The sequence below is a fragment of the Neobacillus phoenicis genome (assembly GCF_047302305.1).
Classification (GTDB): Bacteria; Bacillota; Bacilli; order Bacillales; family Cytobacillaceae; genus Neobacillus.
In genome coordinates, this window is sequence record NZ_CP154847.1 from 2,655,962 (window position 1) to 2,675,767 (window position 19,806).

Annotated in this window: 15 protein-coding genes, 3 tRNA genes and 3 rRNA genes; 19 read left to right on the forward strand and 2 right to left on the reverse strand. The window is 40.8% G+C overall.

The window, feature by feature from the left end; all coding sequences use genetic code 11:
• Nucleotides 1-111 precede the first annotated feature (111 nt).
• The 7 genes from AA0X95_RS13775 (at nt 112) to AA0X95_RS13805 (ending at nt 6,992) form a co-directional block, all read left to right on the forward strand.
• Entirely contained in the window at nt 112-1,554 is a 1,443-nt protein-coding gene (locus AA0X95_RS13775; protein WP_413309734.1) for a S1C family serine protease, read from the forward strand.
• Between the two features lie 44 nt (nt 1,555-1,598).
• Complete coding sequence (locus AA0X95_RS13780; protein WP_413309736.1) at nt 1,599-2,012, forward strand: hypothetical protein; 414 nt, start codon at nt 1,599-1,601, stop codon at nt 2,010-2,012.
• Between the two features lie 95 nt (nt 2,013-2,107).
• Nucleotides 2,108-2,242, forward strand: coding sequence for an RAxF-45 family protein (locus tag AA0X95_RS13785; RefSeq protein WP_413309738.1), 135 nt, complete (start codon nt 2,108-2,110; stop codon nt 2,240-2,242).
• 154 nt (nt 2,243-2,396) lie between these two features.
• Nucleotides 2,397-4,277: a ribosomal protection-like ABC-F family protein gene (gene abc-f, locus AA0X95_RS13790; protein WP_413309740.1), complete on the forward strand. Its 1,881-nt coding sequence runs from the start codon at nt 2,397-2,399 to the stop codon at nt 4,275-4,277.
• 148 nt (nt 4,278-4,425) lie between these two features.
• Nucleotides 4,426-5,724, forward strand: a complete 1,299-nt coding sequence (locus tag AA0X95_RS13795; protein WP_413309742.1) for a Na+/H+ antiporter NhaC family protein — start codon at nt 4,426-4,428, stop codon at nt 5,722-5,724.
• A gap of 115 nt (nt 5,725-5,839) precedes the next feature.
• Complete coding sequence (locus AA0X95_RS13800; protein WP_413309744.1) at nt 5,840-6,424, forward strand: YitT family protein; 585 nt, start codon at nt 5,840-5,842, stop codon at nt 6,422-6,424.
• A 61-nt stretch (nt 6,425-6,485) separates the two neighbouring features.
• Nucleotides 6,486-6,992 carry a mismatch-specific DNA-glycosylase gene (locus AA0X95_RS13805; RefSeq protein WP_413309746.1) on the forward strand — a complete coding sequence of 169 codons (507 nt, stop codon included), beginning with the start codon at nt 6,486-6,488 and terminating at the stop codon, nt 6,990-6,992.
• Between the two features lie 39 nt (nt 6,993-7,031).
• Here AA0X95_RS13805 and shc read toward each other — a convergent pair whose 3' ends face one another.
• Nucleotides 7,032-8,897, reverse strand: a complete 1,866-nt coding sequence (gene shc / locus AA0X95_RS13810) for a squalene--hopene cyclase (protein WP_413309748.1) — start codon at nt 8,895-8,897, stop codon at nt 7,032-7,034.
• A gap of 81 nt (nt 8,898-8,978) precedes the next feature.
• Between shc and AA0X95_RS13815 the strand changes: the two genes are divergently transcribed.
• The 6 genes from AA0X95_RS13815 (at nt 8,979) to AA0X95_RS13840 (ending at nt 13,844) form a co-directional block, all read left to right on the forward strand.
• Entirely contained in the window at nt 8,979-10,106 is a 1,128-nt protein-coding gene (locus AA0X95_RS13815) for a DUF2515 family protein (protein ID WP_413309750.1), read from the forward strand.
• Nucleotides 10,033-10,485 carry a CBO0543 family protein gene (locus AA0X95_RS13820; protein ID WP_413309752.1) on the forward strand — a complete coding sequence of 151 codons (453 nt, stop codon included), beginning with the start codon at nt 10,033-10,035 and terminating at the stop codon, nt 10,483-10,485. The genes AA0X95_RS13815 and AA0X95_RS13820 overlap by 74 nt, the downstream gene beginning before the upstream one ends.
• A 240-nt stretch (nt 10,486-10,725) precedes the next feature.
• Nucleotides 10,726-11,166, forward strand: coding sequence for a peptidylprolyl isomerase (locus tag AA0X95_RS13825; RefSeq protein ID WP_309861928.1), 441 nt, complete (start codon nt 10,726-10,728; stop codon nt 11,164-11,166).
• A gap of 135 nt (nt 11,167-11,301) precedes the next feature.
• On the forward strand, nt 11,302-12,090 hold the full coding sequence (locus AA0X95_RS13830; protein WP_413309755.1) for a divergent polysaccharide deacetylase family protein: 789 nt from the start codon (nt 11,302-11,304) through the stop codon (nt 12,088-12,090).
• 126 nt (nt 12,091-12,216) lie between these two features.
• Entirely contained in the window at nt 12,217-12,969 is a 753-nt protein-coding gene (locus AA0X95_RS13835; RefSeq protein WP_413309757.1) for an exodeoxyribonuclease III, read from the forward strand.
• Nucleotides 12,970-13,073: 104 nt separating this feature from the next.
• A complete protein-coding gene (locus AA0X95_RS13840; protein WP_413309759.1) occupies nt 13,074-13,844 on the forward strand; it encodes a class I SAM-dependent methyltransferase in 771 nt (256 codons plus the stop codon).
• Between the two features lie 49 nt (nt 13,845-13,893).
• Here the strand turns inward: AA0X95_RS13840 and AA0X95_RS13845 are convergent, their stop codons facing one another.
• The gene (locus AA0X95_RS13845; RefSeq protein ID WP_413309761.1) at nt 13,894-14,031 is read right to left on the reverse strand and encodes a hypothetical protein; all 138 of its coding nucleotides are present in this window, start codon (nt 14,029-14,031) and stop codon (nt 13,894-13,896) included.
• Nucleotides 14,032-14,378: 347 nt separating this feature from the next.
• Between AA0X95_RS13845 and AA0X95_RS13850 the strand changes: the two genes are divergently transcribed.
• The 6 genes from AA0X95_RS13850 to AA0X95_RS13875 all read left to right on the forward strand — a co-directional run bounded on the left by AA0X95_RS13850 (nt 14,379) and on the right by AA0X95_RS13875 (nt 19,804).
• Nucleotides 14,379-15,916 (forward strand): 16S ribosomal RNA (locus tag AA0X95_RS13850).
• A gap of 201 nt (nt 15,917-16,117) precedes the next feature.
• A 23S ribosomal RNA gene (locus tag AA0X95_RS13855) occupies nt 16,118-19,056 on the forward strand.
• A 79-nt stretch (nt 19,057-19,135) separates the two neighbouring features.
• Nucleotides 19,136-19,252 (forward strand): 5S ribosomal RNA (gene rrf / locus AA0X95_RS13860).
• Together the 16S, 23S and 5S rRNA genes with 3 tRNA genes alongside form the textbook arrangement of a ribosomal RNA operon.
• Nucleotides 19,253-19,262: 10 nt before the next feature.
• Nucleotides 19,263-19,338: transfer RNA gene (locus AA0X95_RS13865), tRNA-Val, on the forward strand.
• A gap of 234 nt (nt 19,339-19,572) precedes the next feature.
• Nucleotides 19,573-19,648 (forward strand) — tRNA-Thr (locus tag AA0X95_RS13870).
• 71 nt (nt 19,649-19,719) lie between these two features.
• Nucleotides 19,720-19,804 (forward strand) — tRNA-Leu (locus tag AA0X95_RS13875).
• The last annotated feature ends 2 nt before the right edge of the window (nt 19,805-19,806 follow it).

Here is a 19,806-nt window from a genome sequence, read left to right on the forward strand (position 1 = left end):
TCTTACAAATTTTCAAAACCCGTTACAGATTGTTAATAATTTCTTAAGATTTGTCGGCTAAAGTATAGACAAGTAAAAAGAAATTTGTATTCGAAAAGGAGATCGATTGTAATGGATCGTTTGAATGAAAATGAATTTGAAAGAAATGAATCTAACCCATCTGAGATGACTGAAAATGCAAACACTAGTGATCCTACAGAATTTGAAAATATAGAAGGAAATTCGAATGCGGTTGACGCGATTTTTGGCACGGTGAGTAACGAATACGAGAAGAAAAATGCACAATCAAAAGAATCTGAAAAAAAAGCAGAAGAAGCCTTTGCCGTGATTAACGAGCAGGCTACCACTCAATCAAGAGGAGAAAATCGTAAAAAACGAAATGTAAAAGGTTTTGCTTCTACTCTGGCAGCTGGAATAATTGGATCTGTGTTGACCTTGGCTGTTCTGCCACATACAGATTACTTAAAAAACCTATATTCTAAAGAAGAAAATCAGCAAGTAAACACTTTTGAGCAGAGTGGGAATACTGCTTCATCAGTAAAACCAGTAACGGCACAACCTACTGCTGCTTCATCAAATTCCGTAGCAGATACAGTTGAAAAGATTTCAAAAGCGATTGTCGGTATTGTCAATTTCCAGCAGCAGCAGAACAACTTTTACGAAAATCAAAATTCGACGCAAAGTGTGGAAAGTGGATCCGGTTCGGGTGTTATTTTTCAAAAAAATAAAGACACCGCCTATATCGTTACAAATAATCACGTAGTTGAAGGGGCGTCAAAGCTTGAAATTTCATTGTATGATGGAGAAAAGACAACAGCAGAAGTAGTTGGAACAGATGCTCTTACAGATCTTGCAGTATTAAAAATTGATGCCAAATATGTCACTTCAACAGCAGACTTCGGAGATTCATCTACTCTACGACCAGGGGATCAGGTATATGCGATTGGAAATCCGCTTGGCTTAAATCTATCTAGAACTGTTACTCAAGGAATTGTTAGTGCAACTAACCGGAGTATTTCTGTCACTACTTCGGCAGGAAATTGGGATACAAATGTTATTCAGACCGATGCAGCGATCAATCCTGGAAACAGTGGTGGTGCATTAATCAACCCACAAGGACAAGTAATTGGCATAAATAGCTTAAAAATCTCCGAGAGCGGAGTAGAAGGGTTGGGGTTTGCTATACCTAGTAATGATCTCATCCCAATTGTGAATCAATTAATTAAAAATGGTAAGATTGATCGACCGTATCTAGGGATAGGACTTGCTGATTTAGATGAAGTACCACAAATGTATTGGCAAAACCTTCCAAGTGCTGTAAAAAAAGGTGTTATGGTTATGAATATTGATCCAAGTTCTGCTTCAGCAAAGGCGGGATTCCAACCAAAAGATATCATTGTATCAATGAATGGAAATGCTATTGCTAATTCATCTGATTTAAGAAAATATCTGTATTCAAAGGTTCACACAGGTGATTCAATTAAATTTGAAGTATATCGTAATGGGAAGCTTATCACGTTAAATGCAAAATTAGTCAATAATAGTGGTGCATAATTAGAGGTAAAATAAGACCAATAAAAGGGTCTTGAGGTGAAAACATGAATAGGGTCGGGAAATACGCGATTAGTGAAGTAGTCGATGATTTAGAGCTAATGAATATGGTTTTTGAACTACCTGAAAAGGATAAAATGATTATGTGGTCGGAAGGCTATATCGATCATGTTATCGATAAATTGCCTGAATATGCCCGTGACATCTTAGAGAATCGAAAAGAAAAGTGGGAAGACACGAAAGAATTTTTTGAAAAGAAGCTAGAAGAAATTGTAAACCGAAATGAGTTTAAACAAATGCTAAAGGGCGAACGGAAGGAGTTCGCCCTTTTCGTAAAGGAACAATATCCAGAGTACCAATCATTGTTATTCTTAATTTACGATAGAAACTTAAAGGACGATGACTTAAGAAAGTTTGTATACCGGAGAAGGTTTGGAGCAAATAAAAGGTATCTACATTAGGAGTTTCGCGGAATAGTCTGAAAAAATAGGCTTGCAATTATAAGAGGGAAAATTTACAATAAATATAACTTGATTGGATATGGAGGTGGGTAGAGATGAAACGTTCTATTTTTGTTCGCGTGCAATGGCTTGAAGCTCTCTATATTTGTCGCGCGATTTTTCATGATGTGGTTTTCAAAGGGGGAAGTATGCCCTTTTTTAGAAACTGCATAATGAATTTAGAACGATAACACATCTCTTTACCCACAATAAATAGGTATTTGAGAGTGCATCGCCCGCACTCTTTTTTCATGCTTATTTTTAGGTCGCGGGAAGGTTAGATGCCCGTGGCCTTTTTATATAAAGAGAGTGTTCATCTAATTATCAATTTAAAGGAGAATGAACATGATCATTTGTAGCGTAAATCATATAGCAAAATCCTATGGTGGAAACCTAATTTTTAAAGACATATCATTAGAGATTCTTGAAGGAAGCCGAATTGGACTGGTCGGCCGTAATGGTGGCGGAAAAACAACTTTAATGAAGTTATTAGCTAACCAAGAAACAGTGGATGAAGGTGTCATTCATTGGAAAAAAGGGTTGAAAATTGGATATTTGGCACAGATTCCTGACTATAAAAACCTAAAGGTTAAGGAAGTTTTAAAAACGGCATTTGCCCAATTAATAGATGTTGAAACAAAACTTCAGCAACTAGAAATAGAAATGGGGCAGGAAATCTCCTCAAATCAGTTGCAAAGATTAATGGATCAGTATGGAAAGCTTCAGGATGATTTTATAGTAAATGGCGGATATGAAATGGACGCTCAATTGGAGCGGATTGCAAACGGTCTCAATATTACCGGCCTCCTTTACAAAGACTTCTCATCTTTAAGCGGCGGCGAGAAAACGAAGGTAGGTCTTGGTTTAAGCTTACTAATTAATCCGGATCTCCTTTTACTCGATGAACCAACCAACCATTTAGATCTAAAGGCAATTGAATGGCTCGGGACATTCCTTAATGAATTCAAGGGAACGATTGTTCTAATCTCGCATGACCGTTACTTTTTAGATGAAGTAGTTAATAAAGTGCTGGAAATGGAAGATGGAGAAGTTGATTTGTATCATACGAATTTCAGTGGTTATGTAAAGGAGAAAGAAGAGCGGTTATTAAGAGAATTTCAGGAGTATCAGGAACAACAACGAAAAATTAAGAAAATGAAAGAAGCGATTAAGCGGCTTCGCGATTGGGCCAATCGATCCAATCCTCCAAGCGCTGCCCTTCATAAACGTGCCACCAATATGCAAAGGGCACTTGACCGAATCGAAAAACTAGAACGTCCGAAGATTGATGTGAAGAAAATGGCGATTGACTTTGAGGCCCATGACCGTAGCGGAAAAGATGTAATCGTAATAGAGGATGTTTCAAAAGCTTTTGGGGACCGAGTTTTATTCGAACATGTCAATATGCACGTTCAATATAAGGACCGAGTGGCGATTGTCGGTGAAAATGGAACGGGAAAATCGACACTATTAAAAATGATTCTAAAGCAAATGGAAGCAGACAAAGGAATTGTCAAAGTAGGAAGCAATGTTAAATTGGGCTATTTATCACAACATGTCTTTGAGGATATTGGTGATGAATCGTTAATTAACGTATTTCGGTCTGAAGTTGTGGTAAACGAAGGAGAGGCCCGTCATATTTTAGCCCGTTTCTTGTTTTACGGACCTGCTGTATTTCGGAAAGTAAATCAGCTTAGCGGCGGTGAGAGAATGCGGCTAAGGCTGGCACAGTTGATGTATCAGGATATCAATCTTCTAATATTGGATGAACCAACGAACCATTTGGATATAGATTCGTGTGAAGTGCTTGAAGAAGCACTTGAACAATTTAACGGTACGATTTTAGCTGTTTCCCATGACCGATATTTCCTTAATAAATTATTTAATAAAATTTATTGGCTTCAAAATGGTACAGTTCACTTTTTTGATGGGAATTACGACTGGGCAAAAGATAAATTGAGGGAATTTGAAACTAAACAAGTTTATAAAACACCCACGATCACTTCAAAACCATCTCTTCTAGGAACAAAAGGAGAAGAGAAGGTTAAAATGAAGGTTGTTGACATCGAGGAGAAAATAGAGAAAATTGAATCTGAGCTACACCAGCTTAAAAAAATGCTTGAGGAAGAAAGCGAGCTCGAGTTACTGCAAACAATTTATTTGGAAATAGAAAATAGGGAAAATGAACGAGATCAACTATACACCTTGCTAGATGAAGTTGTGTAACCTTTTTGTATGTTTGGGGCCGCTAATTTATGCGGCTCTATTTTTTTGTGAGGGACTTTTCGATTGCCGAAATTTTTCTTATAATTAGTAATGTTATTTATATGAAGGCGGTGGGATTATCGAATCTAAATTTACTGTCACGCAAGTATTGTTACTACTTATTGTAACAATATCAGGGGTCATCTGGTCTGTCAGTTTTCATCACCCTCTTGTTGCTGGTTTTTTTCCGGGGTATGTAATATTAGTTTTACTTGCAAGAAAAAAATATAATTCTTTAAGAGTTACACTTCGAATTAGTGTAACAGGAATTCAAAAAACAAAAATTGTCATTATTATACTCTCTTTAGTTAGTCTTTTATTACCTTCATGGTATTTAGCAGGAACGATTGATCAAATGGTTAAGATTGCACTATACCTAATTAATCCACACCATTTCATTATTCTGTCATTTTTGGTTTCCGTGTTTTTCTCGATGCTTCTTGGTACAACAGTTGGTACCTTAAGTGCGATAGGCATCCCTATTTTAGGCACTGCTGCAGTCCTTCACCTTCCAATAGAGATAGTCGCAGGAGCATTGGTGTCTGGTGCTTTTGTTGGTGATCGAACATCGCCGTTTTCAAGCAGTCATCAATTATTATCACATACAGTTGAAGTCCCGGTAAAAAAACAGTGGAAAGCTATGCTATTGACTACGATTATAGCAATAGGAATTTGTTTTAGTATATATGGACTTTTGGACTTTTTTTATTCAAATAAAATAGTAATAAAATCAAATACATTTGCTTGGGGTGATCTTTCAGTGATTACATTTATTCCACCCCTTGTGTTAATTGGATTTGTGGTTTGTCGATTAAGTATCATTTATGCATTTCTTTCTAGTATTCTATCAGCTGCAATGATTGCTTTAGCAAAAGGAATAATCTTTTCAAAAATAAGCGCAGCCATTTGGTTTGGAATTGATGGTCTTGGAGGAGGGTTCGTACATATGTATGAGCTGCTCCTATTCCTTGCCTTGGCGGGTGCCTATAATGGTTTATTAGAAGAGTTGAATATCATTCAGCCTTATTTAGATCAATGGCTCCAATCTTCACGTTCCTTATTTGGTGATACGATGAAAACTCTATTAGCCACGTTACTTATTAGCGTCATAGCGGCAAATCAAACTTTGCCAATTATCTTAACAGGGAGATCCTTTCTTCCACATTGGTCTAAAAAATATGGGAACGAAGAATTGGCTAGAGTGATGGGTGATTCAACGATGTTATTTCCAGGGATGGTCCCATGGAGCGTCCTTGCCATCATGTGCAGTACGATTGTGGGGTTACCCCTGATTGATTATCTACCTTTTGCATTCTTTTTATGGGGTTTGCCGTTTATTACGATTCTTTCTTCCTTAATAAAACAACAATTAGTAACAAGGAAAAATAAACGTGTAACAGTTGTATAAAAGCGAAGTCATTACGGCTTCGTTTTTTCATTGATCATAGTGTGAATCTGATTGAATGATTTCCTAATTATTATCATATAAGTGATAGTAAAGTATTTGGACAAGGAATGATCTAATGCTAAAAAAATTGGCTATTATCGGATTCGGCAGCACCATGTTAGGAATTGGAATTAACGGTTTTATTCTTCCCTTTCATTTAATTAATGGGGGGATATTTGGAATTAGTCTACTGATAAAGTATTTAATAGGTTTTAAAGCAGGAATGACCTTTATTCTTCTCAACATCCCCATTTATTTGTTTGCTTACAAATCAGATCGAATGTATTTTTATAACGGATTGATTGGTGCAGTGCTATCTGGCTTTATGATTGAATTATTACTTCCCTTAAACGGAAGATTCCATTTATCCATTCTAAACAGTGTAATAGTTGGTTCGATCATCATCGGGATTGGTGTTGGGGTGATGTTAAGAAATCATATTAGTCCTGGTGGTATGGATTTACTTGCTTTATTAATCTCTAAATGGTCTAAAATAAATGTGGGAGTCATTATGGTTGTAATGGATGGCATGATCATTCTTCTTGGGCTGGTCCTCCTTCAAAATGCGAGACTATTATATTCACTGTTAGTCATTTCAATAGTAGGTCTCCTTGCAACGATTATTACCTCTTATCCTCGTGTGCATTCTAATACAGTATAATGACAAATAATTGTGGTAAAATGGGGAAGTCTACCGATGATAGTTATATAAGGAGATTTATATGAAACCAGTTAGTGACCACTTAATAGAAGATTTAATCATACTATTTGTAGGCTTTAACCCGAGTATCCGCTCTAGTGAGGTAGGTCATCACTATGCTAATCCAAATAACCGGTTTTGGAGAATATTATTCGAAGCAGGGATTACCCCTCGGAAATTTGAGGCAGAAGAAGATGCAGAGCTGTTAGAGTTAGGGTTTGGATTTACAAATATCGTCCAACGTCCTACGAAAGCAGCGGATGAAATTACGAAGGAAGAGTACAAAGAGGGAAGAGAAATTTTAAAAAGGAAAATTGTAGAATATAAGCCTAAACTAGTTTGCTTTGTTGGAAAGGGTGTATACCAGCAGTATAGCGGTTGTAAGGCCGTTCCATGGGGGGTTCAAAAGGTGTCTATAGTACCAGGAACAATTGATTTTGTAGCTCCATCTTCGAGCGGGCTAGTTAGAATGAAAATGGATGAGATTGTAGAGATCTATAAACAGTTGAATAAATTAATGAATAAATAAAAACATCGACGGAAACAGTTTACCGTCGATGTTTTATTTTTAGGTGCCAAATTTTTTATGATAGTGTGACAGGGCTAAGAGTGGGAAAATATACCGATAACTATGGTAGTGAATATAAAAACTACCGGCCATTCCTTGTCCTTTTGGATAAGAAGTAGTCCAATCTTCTTTTTCGAGTGATTCAAGTAAGTAGTTGATACCTCTTTTTATATCAGATGTTGGTTTTTTTGAGGCAGAAATTAATGCGTCTAGTGCCCAGGAAGTATGTGTTAATGTGCTCGCATTTAATGGGATATACGTTTTCTTGCTATCACTATGGCATGATTCTCCCCAGCCCCCATCCGTATTTTGAATCTCACGTAACCAAGTGACAGCCTTTACAATAGATGAATGATTGGATGGAACCCCTGCGGGTAATAACCCTGTAACTGCTGCCCACGTTCCGTAAATGTAACAAATCCCCCATCTACCATACCAGGAGCCATCCTTTTCTTGATTTCGTAGCAGCCATTGAACTCCTTGCTTGATAGAAGTGTGGTCATTTGAGAGGTTAGTATAATTTCCGAAAAATTCAAGTGTACGACCAGTTAGATCGGCACTTGAAGGGTCAGCAATCAAAAACTCTGCTTTTTCTATCGGTAGAAACTGAAGTAGTTTTAAATTGGTGTTCCTTTCAAAGGCTGGCCAGCCGCCATCATCATTGTGCATGGACAAGACCCAATTAATTCCTCGGTCCCAGGCCGCTGTTTCAGCGGGCAGCATTCTAGATAGTGAGCGTAAAGAAGCTGTTGTATCATCGACATCTGGATGAATTGTATTTACATCTGAAAAACCCCATCCCCCTGGCATCGTTCTAGGGTTATGGACCACCCAATCTCCAAATTTATGGTGTTGTCGTTCAAGAAGATATTGATTGGCTTTCTGAACCATTTCGTCGCTTGTAGCAACCCCAGCAGACTGCAAGCTATAGCTAATTAATGAAGTGTTCCACAGATTGGCAGTAGTATATTGCATATGAGGCTTGCCATTAATTTCGCACTGCATGGACTTTATTCCAGCTATTGCCTTTGTAATAATTGGGTCACTCTTTTTGTATCCAAGAGACAATAGAGCGAAAATCATTAAAAAAGTACTGCTGTAATAGCTATTAAAGGTACCATCTGGCTCAATCCGGTCAAGCATATACTTTTTCGCTCGATCAATGGCCAATTGGTGCAGCTGTTCAGGTAAACCGAGTAAACTTTTTACTCCTTCTTCAATAAACGAGTATAAGGAACGATAGTCTCGGGAGCGGCTCCATTCGTTTTTACTATTTCGTTGTAGATATAAATGAGATAGGTCGGGACTGTAAGGCGTTTTTATTGAAAACTGCTTATCTGTTAATATCAAGATTGGAGTAAGGTTGGCCCTGCCAAAAATAGAAAAGGAATAGTAATTAATAGGAAAGTTTAAGGGTAGGAGGATTACTTCAATGGGTAGTAGAGAAAAGGCAGGCCACTTGTATTGACCCGTTATCGCGAGCATTATTTTTGTGAACATACTAACTTCTTCTAAACCGCCTTTAGATAAAATAAATTTCTGAGCTGCCATAAGCCGTTTATCCTCTTTATCAATCAATCCCGAATAAACACAAGCATAGTAGGCCTCAACCGTTGCAGATAGGTTTCCATCGCCTTCATCATAAAAAAGTTTCCAGGCTCCATTTTTTTCTTGTTTGTTAATAATTCTCTTTACCAAACCCTGAATTAAATCTTCATCATTTATTGAGAGTGTCCGTAATAAAATGATGGTATAAGCATCAGTTGAAATACCTGTCTCAAAAGGGTAATTCCATGAGCCATTGGGAGATTGATCTTGTCTAAGCTGTCTAATAATCAAATCTATACCCTTACTTATATCAGTCATTACTGATTCTCATTCCTCTCCCTAAAATTTTTATAATTTATACATATTCTCATCTAGTCAAGAGAATTCGTAAGGGAGGTAATGTGTATTTTATTTACAAGAAATAGAGAGAAATCAGTGATAGAAAGCATAACCCATGAATTAAAAAAGAAAAAGCATCTTCCGTACGCTACGTCTAAGCTAATAAAAAGCGATCACGCCCTCTTAGAAAAAATTAGAATCAAAACACAAGAAATGAATGTTAACAATGTGACAAGAACAAAGGCCTATCTTGACTTTTATCTTACACATCCTGAAATACATTGGGCGTTCCTCGGCCACATGGTATCGCGTAATGGTGGGTGGAATATGACGGACCTACAAGGGGAATTTCTACCTCGGTTGATGCAAAAAAAAGAAAGAGATGTGTTTTTTAATTTTCTAGAAAGGGGCAATTGGCTTATTTTTCAAGACGCTTATCCGCAATTTTTGCTTTACGAGGAAGGTTTGAAACAAAATAAGCCTTTGTTTCATTTGTTTTCTTATTTGAATATTTCCATTTTCATGGAAACGATTTGGAATAATTTTTGGAGAACCAAAGAAACCTCGACACTTACTATTGCAATGGTTATAAACGAACAAAGCTATCTAGAAAAAAGAGTAGTTCAAAACCCATACTATCAGAAAAGTGTTTTAAATAAGCTTGAATTTTTTTTGCAGGACTGGTTTTCCTTTAACCACATTCTCTTTCCGTATGGAAAAAGAAATTTATTGGGACATACCCTTCATCAGTTCGAATCACTGAATGAACGGATTTTACTTGGAAAAAGATTATATTCACTCCTCTTTAGGAATGAACAGACTTTAAACCAGACAGTTGAATGGGCGAAAAATCATCCGCATACAGGTTCAAGAAAAGATTATTGGCCTCATATCTTTAATAATGTAAATGAGGGGATACCTGGATTTGCCTATCAACTTCGCTTAAAATCCTGCCAACTCAAATCGAAGGAGAGGAAAATTTATAGCCCTTCTTTAGAAAATTCGTGGAAAAATGTAAACCATGAGGAATCGGAAAAGGGTGATTGGTTTACAGATTGGCGAGTGGTCGATTATTTAACGGAAAAAGATGAAATGATTAACGGGGAGATTAAAGATGAATACTGTAAAACACTTGAACGGCTCGAGCTTGCAGCCCTTGCCAAAAAAGCGATACACTTTTTGGAGTAAGCAATATGTTGCATGCATAGTGTTTGCCTCTTTGCTTGGATCCTATATGGATTTATTTTTTGTTGGAAAGCAGTTGTATAAATTTCCAATAAGACCATTCCCAGAAATTTTTCCAATCAATATTGTATTTACGTTAGTTGGTTTACCTATCCTTGTATATATTTTTTTACAATCTATCTCAAAGGTAAATAAATGGGGGAGAGCGGGAATCATTCTTTTTGTAAGTTTGTTGATGTCTATATTTGAAAAATTAGCTGAAGTATTAGGTTTATTCGTCCATTCGGCAAGGTGGGAACACCTTTACACATTTTTCGGTTATATGTTTTTCTTATCTGTAATTTCTTTCTATCATGATTGGATAGAAAAAACTAAAGATTAAATACAAAGGCCGGAACATTTGTCCCGGCCTTTCTGATGCCGACAAATGTGGCACCAGCCCCTTCCGTCCGTACAGTGGTTAAGTGTCCCGCAACAAGCGAATGTTCGGAAGGGGTAAAGATATTTTAACACAAAGTTAGTGAAAATATAAATAGGCGATGCAAAAATGAAGTACCAAACTTTCTTTTATTTTTCAAAAAGTGTATGATAAAAATGATTTTTACATAAAGGAGTGTTTTTAATGGCTAAAAAAGGATACATATTGATGGAAAATGGAGAAAAGATTGAATTTGATTTATTCCCGAACGAAGCTCCTGGCACAGTAGCTAACTTTGAAAAATTAGCAAACGAAGGCTTTTACAATGATGTAGTCTTTCACCGAGTTATTCCTGGTTTCGTAAGTCAGGGAGGAGACCCAACTGGTACTGGTATGGGCGGTCCTGGTTACACAATCAACTGTGAAACAGAAGGAAATCCGCACAAGCATGTTCCAGGTTCTTTATCAATGGCTCATGCAGGTAGAAATACAGGTGGAAGTCAATTCTTTATCGTTCATGAATCTCAGCCGCATTTAAATGGTGTTCACACAGTATTTGGTCAAGTGACATCAGGTCTTGAAACAGCAAAGGCAATGAGAAATGGCGACAAAATGGTAGAAGTTAAGGTATATGACGAAGAATAAACAACAATGAAGGAGGACTATTAAAGTCCTCTTTTTTTTTAGTCTAAATCTAAGAGTATGAAAAATTTCTTAATTTGTGGTAAGGAGACAAATGAACGGGCAAATTAACTTCAAAGTTCTATTTTGGGGGTTGCCATGAAAAAGTTTGCTCTAGTTCTTATCCCAGCCATATTTCTAACGTTTCACTCAAATGCCCTAGCGGAAAATAACGAACCATCGAAACAATTAAAGGCGTCAATTATTATTGACGATTTTGGCGGAGGCACTGGTGGTGTACGGGATTTCTTAGAAGGGGAGATTCCAATAACCGCTGCAGTCATGCCATTCACTGAAAACTCAAAACTACATGCTGAATGGGCTCATAAAAATGGTTTTGAAGTGATGATTCATTTACCTATGGAACCGAAAAGAGGAAAAAGGTCTTGGCTTGGTCCAAAGCCAATTACGGTCGATCTTTCTCCTAAAGAGGTACGAAAGCGGGTTATAGAGGCGACTAAGAGTGTACCGTATGCAGTAGGTCTCAATAATCATATGGGCTCGCTCGCAGTTGAAAATGAAGAAATAGTCCGTGCGATAGTTGAAGTAGCGAAAGAAAGGAAACTGTATATAATCGATAGCGGTACAAGCCCGAAATCGAAATTTCCAGAAATTGCAAAGGAACTTGGTGTTCCGCTTCTAAAAAGAGATGTATTTTTAGATGACATTTCTTCATCTTCATATGTGCATAAACAAATGATTCGATTGGCTAGGGTTACCGAATTCCAAGGTAAAGGCATTGCCATTGGTCACGTTGGGGTAACGGGGAAAGTATGTTCTGTTGGTGTTTTCAGTTCTGTTGAGGAATTTAAAAAACGAAATATAAAAATAGTTCCTGTATCTGAGTTGTTTTCAAATAAATTAACTGAACAGTATTTAGTACCATGATTAAAGGCACCCTTGAAAGGTGCCTTCTTATATTTCAAAACGTAGTTCTTTCCCTAAGCACCTCAAGCTGGTAAAATGACATCTACAAAGAATGTCATAAAGCCAGTGAGGGAGAAGGAATCATAAATGAAATTAGTTTCTTGGAATGTGAATGGGTTAAGAGCCTGTGTCAAAAAAGGATTTTTGGATTATTTTCAGGAAGTAGATGCAGATATCTTCTGTGTGCAGGAAACAAAACTTCAAGAAGGCCAAATTAACCTTGAGTTAGAAGGATACCATCAATACTGGAATTATGCGATAAAAAAAGGGTATTCAGGTACAGCGGTGTTTACTAAAAGGGAACCCTTGACAGTAAGATACGGGGTAGGTTCTGATGAAGGTGAAGGGGAAGGAAGAATACTTACCTTGGAGTTTGATAATTTCTTCTTGGTTAATGTATATACACCAAACTCACAAAGAGATCTTGCGAGAATTTCTTATCGTTTAGATTGGGAGGACTGCATTTTTCAATACTTGAAGGAATTGAACGAAGTGAAACCGGTTATTTTATGTGGAGATTTGAACGTTGCTCATCAAGAGATTGACTTACGCAATCCAAAATCAAACATTGGCAACTCTGGATTTACAGATGAAGAACGAGGGAAAATGACTGCATTACTTCAAGCGGGCTTTGTAGATAGCTACCGCCATTTTTATCCCGATCAAGAGGGGGCTTATACATGGTGGTCGTACATGAATAAAGTCCGTGAAAGGAATATAGGATGGAGAATCGATTACTTTATCGTATCTGACACATTACGAGAGAGGTTAAAGCTGGCTGATATTCATTCAGATATTATGGGAAGTGACCATTGTCCCGTAATATTAGAAATACATTAATAGTCATAACAATTTCTTATTGCAAATCATAAAATAACCGTTATTTTCTTTATAGAGTATGTGTTTTATAGTCTATTTAAGAAGGAAATGACGGAGGGATAAAAATGGATACTAAAAAAGATGTGCAACAGCAGTTTGGCAAAAGTGCCGACTCTTATGTAAGCAGCCCAATTCACAAAGAGGGTAAAGACTTGCAAAAACTATTGCAAATGGTGACCGCCACAGGGGAAGAAGAACTACTTGACGTAGCGACAGGTGGTGGACACACTGCAAATGCCTTTGCTTCGATAGTAAAAAATATTACTGCAATTGATCTGACATCAGAGATGCTGGTTGCTGCGGAAAATTTTATAAAGGGAAATGGTCATCATAACGTTCGGTTCATACAAGCGGATGCGGAGAACCTTCCATTTTCAAATGAAGCATTTGATATTGTAACCTGTCGGATAGCACCGCACCATTTTCCAAATGTAAATCAGTTTATTAAAGAAGTGTACCGTGTACTTAAACCAAATGGGCAATTTTTACTCGATGATAATGTAGTTCCGGAAGAAGATCTCTTAGATCATTTCTATAATGCTATTGAAAAAAGAAGAGATTACAGTCATTTCAGAGCTTGGAAGAAAAGTGAGTGGCTCCGCATGCTTGAATTAGCAGGTTTTGAAATAAATGAATGGCACCGGTTTGATAAAACATTTCGGTTTGATCCTTGGTGCAATCGGATGAATTTATCACAGGGTGAAAAAGAGAAACTTACTGAATACATTAAAGGATCAGATTCAAAAGTGAAAAATAAATTTCGGATTATCATTGAGGAAAATCAAGTTGTTTCTTTTCAAGGGGAAGCAATCGTTTTAAAAGCAATTAAAAGGTAATAAAAAAGCCCTTTGCAAGCTTTTGACCTTGGAAAGGGTTTTTAAATGGTTAAATGTCGTTAAGTGCTGTTCCGATTACATCAAATTCAGGTAACTTTTCACCGTGAGTTGAGTTCTCTAATGAACCTTGGTCTAAAGAATTCGTAAGACCACTTTCTTCTTCTTTTTTATGAGAATACGTACTCATTATAGAAACACTCCTTTACGACATGATTTACTAAATATTTTTTCCTATAAATAATTTTCTAACCATGATAGAAAAATATTATTGACTAGAATGCTCTAGGATAGTAATATAGTCATTGTCGCTGCAACGAATTGTTTAGATTACTTAACTAATGATAAAAAACAATTCGAAAGAAGTTGACATCCTAGTATTCATTATGCTAAAATAATGAATGTCGCTGATTGATAGATTAATAGATAAAGGCGAAATTGTTCTTTGAAAACTAAACAAACAAAAGCGTCAACAAACAATAATATTTTGTTTCTTAATTGAAACAAAGCCAACGTAACAAAATGAGCTAATCAACTTTCTTGGAGAGTTTGATCCTGGCTCAGGACGAACGCTGGCGGCGTGCCTAATACATGCAAGTCGAGCGAACCACTTCGGTGGTTAGCGGCGGACGGGTGAGTAACACGTGGGCAACCTGCCTGTAAGACTGGGATAACTTCGGGAAACCGGAGCTAATACCGGATAATCCTTTTCCTCTCATGAGGAAAAGCTGAAAGACGGTTTCGGCTGTCACTTACAGATGGGCCCGCGGCGCATTAGCTAGTTGGTGAGGTAACGGCTCACCAAGGCGACGATGCGTAGCCGACCTGAGAGGGTGATCGGCCACACTGGGACTGAGACACGGCCCAGACTCCTACGGGAGGCAGCAGTAGGGAATCTTCCACAATGGACGAAAGTCTGATGGAGCAACGCCGCGTGAGCGATGAAGGCCTTCGGGTCGTAAAGCTCTGTTGTTAGGGAAGAACAAGTACCGGAGTAACTGCCGGTACCTTGACGGTACCTAACCAGAAAGCCACGGCTAACTACGTGCCAGCAGCCGCGGTAATACGTAGGTGGCAAGCGTTGTCCGGAATTATTGGGCGTAAAGCGCGCGCAGGCGGTCCTTTAAGTCTGATGTGAAAGCCCACGGCTCAACCGTGGAGGGTCATTGGAAACTGGGGGACTTGAGTGCAGAAGAGGAAAGCGGAATTCCACGTGTAGCGGTGAAATGCGTAGAGATGTGGAGGAACACCAGTGGCGAAGGCGGCTTTCTGGTCTGTAACTGACGCTGAGGCGCGAAAGCGTGGGGAGCAAACAGGATTAGATACCCTGGTAGTCCACGCCGTAAACGATGAGTGCTAAGTGTTAGGGGGTTTCCGCCCCTTAGTGCTGCAGCTAACGCATTAAGCACTCCGCCTGGGGAGTACGGCCGCAAGGCTGAAACTCAAAGGAATTGACGGGGGCCCGCACAAGCGGTGGAGCATGTGGTTTAATTCGAAGCAACGCGAAGAACCTTACCAGGTCTTGACATCCTCTGACACTCCTAGAGATAGGACGTTCCCCTTCGGGGGACAGAGTGACAGGTGGTGCATGGTTGTCGTCAGCTCGTGTCGTGAGATGTTGGGTTAAGTCCCGCAACGAGCGCAACCCTTGATCTTAGTTGCCAGCATTCAGTTGGGCACTCTAAGGTGACTGCCGGTGACAAACCGGAGGAAGGTGGGGATGACGTCAAATCATCATGCCCCTTATGACCTGGGCTACACACGTGCTACAATGGATGGTACAAAGGGCTGCAAGACCGCGAGGTTTAGCCAATCCCATAAAACCATTCTCAGTTCGGATTGTAGGCTGCAACTCGCCTACATGAAGCCGGAATCGCTAGTAATCGCGGATCAGCATGCCGCGGTGAATACGTTCCCGGGCCTTGTACACACCGCCCGTCACACCACGAGAGTTTGTAACACCCGAAGTCGGTGGGGTAACCGTAAGGAGCCAGCCGCCTAAGGTGGGACAGATGATTGGGGTGAAGTCGTAACAAGGTAGCCGTATCGGAAGGTGCGGCTGGATCACCTCCTTTCTAAGGATATAAGCTGGACATATGAGCCAGACAAAACATGTTTGTTTGATTGTTTCTTGTTTGTTTAGTTTTGAGAGTGCAATTTTCTCTCAAAACATCGTTCTTTGAAAACTAGATAATCGTAATGAAGAAGTCAAGTAAAACATCGAGTAATCGCCATTTTAGTTTTCTCTCTATTAATTTAGTGAAACAAACCTTTTAGGTTAAGTTAGAAAGGGCGCACGGTGAATGCCTTGGCACTAGGAGCCGATGAAGGACGGGACTAACACCGATATGCTTCGGGGAGCTGTAAGTAAGCTTTGATCCGGAGATTTCCGAATGGGGGAACCCACTGTTCGTAATGGAACAGTATCTTTACCTGAATACATAGGGTATTGAAGGCATACCCGGGGAACTGAAACATCTAAGTACCCGGAGGAAGAGAAAGCAAACGCGATTCCCTGAGTAGCGGCGAGCGAAACGGGACATAGCCCAAACCAAGAGGCTTGCCTCTTGGGGTTGTAGGACACTCAACATGGAGTTACAAAGGAACGGGGTAGATGAAGCGGCCTGGAAAGGCCCGTCAGAGAAGGTAAAAACCCTGTAGTCGAAACTTCGTTCCCTCCTGAGTGGATCCTGAGTACGGCCGGACACGTGAAATCCGGTCGGAAGCAGGGAGGACCATCTCCCAAGGCTAAATACTCCCTAGTGACCGATAGTGAACCAGTACCGTGAGGGAAAGGTGAAAAGCACCCCGGAAGGGGAGTGAAATAGTTCCTGAAACCGTGTGCCTACAAGTAGTTAGAGCCCGTTAATGGGTGATAGCGTGCCTTTTGTAGAATGAACCGGCGAGTTACGATCCCATGCAAGGTTAAGTTGAAGAGACGGAGCCGCAGCGAAAGCGAGTCTGAATAGGGCGAATGAGTATGTGGTCGTAGACCCGAAACCAGGTGATCTACCCATGTCCAGGGTGAAGTCCAGGTAACACTGGATGGAGGCCCGAACCCACGCACGTTGAAAAGTGCGGGGATGAGGTGTGGGTAGCGGAGAAATTCCAATCGAACTTGGAGATAGCTGGTTCTCTCCGAAATAGCTTTAGGGCTAGCCTCACGTAGTTAGAGTCTTGGAGGTAGAGCACTGTTTGGACTAGGGGCCCTCATCGGGTTACCGAATTCAGACAAACTCCGAATGCCAAAGACTTATCCGTGGGAGTCAGACTGCGAGTGATAAGATCCGTAGTCAAAAGGGAAACAGCCCAGACCACCAGCTAAGGTCCCAAAGTTTACGTTAAGTGGAAAAGGATGTGGAGTTGCTTAGACAACCAGGATGTTGGCTTAGAAGCAGCCACCATTTAAAGAGTGCGTAATAGCTCACTGGTCGAGTGACTCTGCGCCGAAAATGTACCGGGGCTAAACGTAACACCGAAGCTGTGGATTGACATCTTAGATGTCAGTGGTAGGAGAGCGTTCTAAGGGCGTTGAAGCTAGACCGTAAGGACTGGTGGAGCGCTTAGAAGTGAGAATGCCGGTATGAGTAGCGAAAGATGAGTGAGAATCTCATCCACCGTATGCCTAAGGTTTCCTGAGGAAGGCTCGTCCGCTCAGGGTTAGTCGGGACCTAAGCCGAGGCCGAAAGGCGTAGGCGATGGACAACAGGTTGATATTCCTGTACCACCTCTTTATCGTTTGAGTGATGGGGGGACGCAGGAGGATAGGGTAAGCGCGCTGTTGGATATGCGCGTCTAAGCAGTTAGGCTGGAAAGTAGGAAAATCCGCTTTCCGTGAAGGCTGAGCTGTGATAGCGAGGGAAATTTAGTACCGAAGTTCCTGATTCCACACTGCCAAGAAAAGCCTCTAGCGAGATAAAAGGTGCCCGTACCGCAAACCGACACAGGTAGGCGAGGAGAGAATCCTAAGGTGAGCGAGAGAACTCTCGTTAAGGAACTCGGCAAAATGACCCCGTAACTTCGGGAGAAGGGGTGCTTTTTGAGGTGAATAGCCTCGAAGAGCCGCAGTGAATAGGCCCAGGCGACTGTTTAGCAAAAACACAGGTCTCTGCGAAGCCGCAAGGCGAAGTATAGGGGCTGACGCCTGCCCGGTGCTGGAAGGTTAAGAGGAGGGGTTAGCCTTAAAAGCGAAGCTCTGAATCGAAGCCCCAGTAAACGGCGGCCGTAACTATAACGGTCCTAAGGTAGCGAAATTCCTTGTCGGGTAAGTTCCGACCCGCACGAAAGGCGTAACGATCTGGGCACTGTCTCAACGAGAGACTCGGTGAAATTATAGTACCTGTGAAGATGCAGGTTACCCGCGACAGGACGGAAAGACCCCGTGGAGCTTTACTGTAGCCTGATATTGAATTTTGGTACAGCTTGTACAGGATAGGTAGGAGCCGTAGAAACCGGAGCGCTAGCTTCGGTGGAGGCGTCGGTGGGATACTACCCTGGCTGTATTGAAATTCTAACCCGCACCCCTTATCGGGGTGGGAGACAGTGTCAGGTGGGCAGTTTGACTGGGGCGGTCGCCTCCTAAAGAGTAACGGAGGCGCCCAAAGGTTCCCTCAGAATGGTTGGAAATCATTCGTAGAGTGTAAAGGCACAAGGGAGCTTGACTGCGAGACCTACAAGTCGAGCAGGGACGAAAGTCGGGCTTAGTGATCCGGTGGTTCCGCATGGAAGGGCCATCGCTCAACGGATAAAAGCTACCCCGGGGATAACAGGCTTATCTCCCCCAAGAGTCCACATCGACGGGGAGGTTTGGCACCTCGATGTCGGCTCATCGCATCCTGGGGCTGTAGTCGGTCCCAAGGGTTGGGCTGTTCGCCCATTAAAGCGGTACGCGAGCTGGGTTCAGAACGTCGTGAGACAGTTCGGTCCCTATCCGTCGTGGGCGCAGGAAATTTGAGAGGAGCTGTCCTTAGTACGAGAGGACCGGGATGGACGCACCGCTGGTGTACCAGTTGTCTTGCCAAAGGCATCGCTGGGTAGCTATGTGCGGACGGGATAAGTGCTGAAAGCATCTAAGCATGAAGCCCCCCTCAAGATGAGATTTCCCATAGCGTCAAGCTAGTAAGAACCCTGAAAGATGATCAGGTTGATAGGTCAGAGGTGGAAGCGTGGTAACATGTGGAGCTGACTGATACTAATCGTTCGAGGACTTAACCAAGATTTAAGCGAACTCATTTTTTACAAACACTTCTTCTACATTATCTAGTTTTGAGGGAATGATACCTCAAAGTAAATAGTCTGGTAGCAATGGCGAGAAGGTCACACCCGTTCCCATACCGAACACGGAAGTTAAGCTTCTCAGCGCCGATGGTAGTTGGGACGAAAGTCCCTGTGAGAGTAGGACGTTGCCAGGCTATATATTATGGAGGATTAGCTCAGCTGGGAGAGCATCTGCCTTACAAGCAGAGGGTCGGCGGTTCGATCCCGTCATCCTCCACCATATATTCTTAATATTTACGCTGTTTTATCTCTATTTGTAGATTTAGAAAGCGTATACAAACTTATCTATTTTCCGAACTAATGCCGGTGTAGCTCAATTGGTAGAGCACGATCGAATAAGCTTCATGAATTAACTTCAGCATACTGACCGAGCTGCAGCTTGAATAAGCTTAATGAGGTCAGGATGACGATAATTAAGACAGCGTGTACAATCTAATATTTATTCTAAACCTATGCCGGGGTAGCTCAATTGGTAGAGCAACTGACTTGTAATCAGTAGGTTGGGGGTTCAAGTCCTCTCGCCGGCACCATGCTTCTTACTTCTTTGAATAAGATTAGCGGAAGCAAATCAAACTATATGTTTTTTTTTGTAACTTTATTTGCGGGTGTGGCGGAATTGGCAGACGCACCAGACTTAGGATCTGGCGCCGCAAGGCGTGGGGGTTCGACTCCCTTCACCCGCACCATT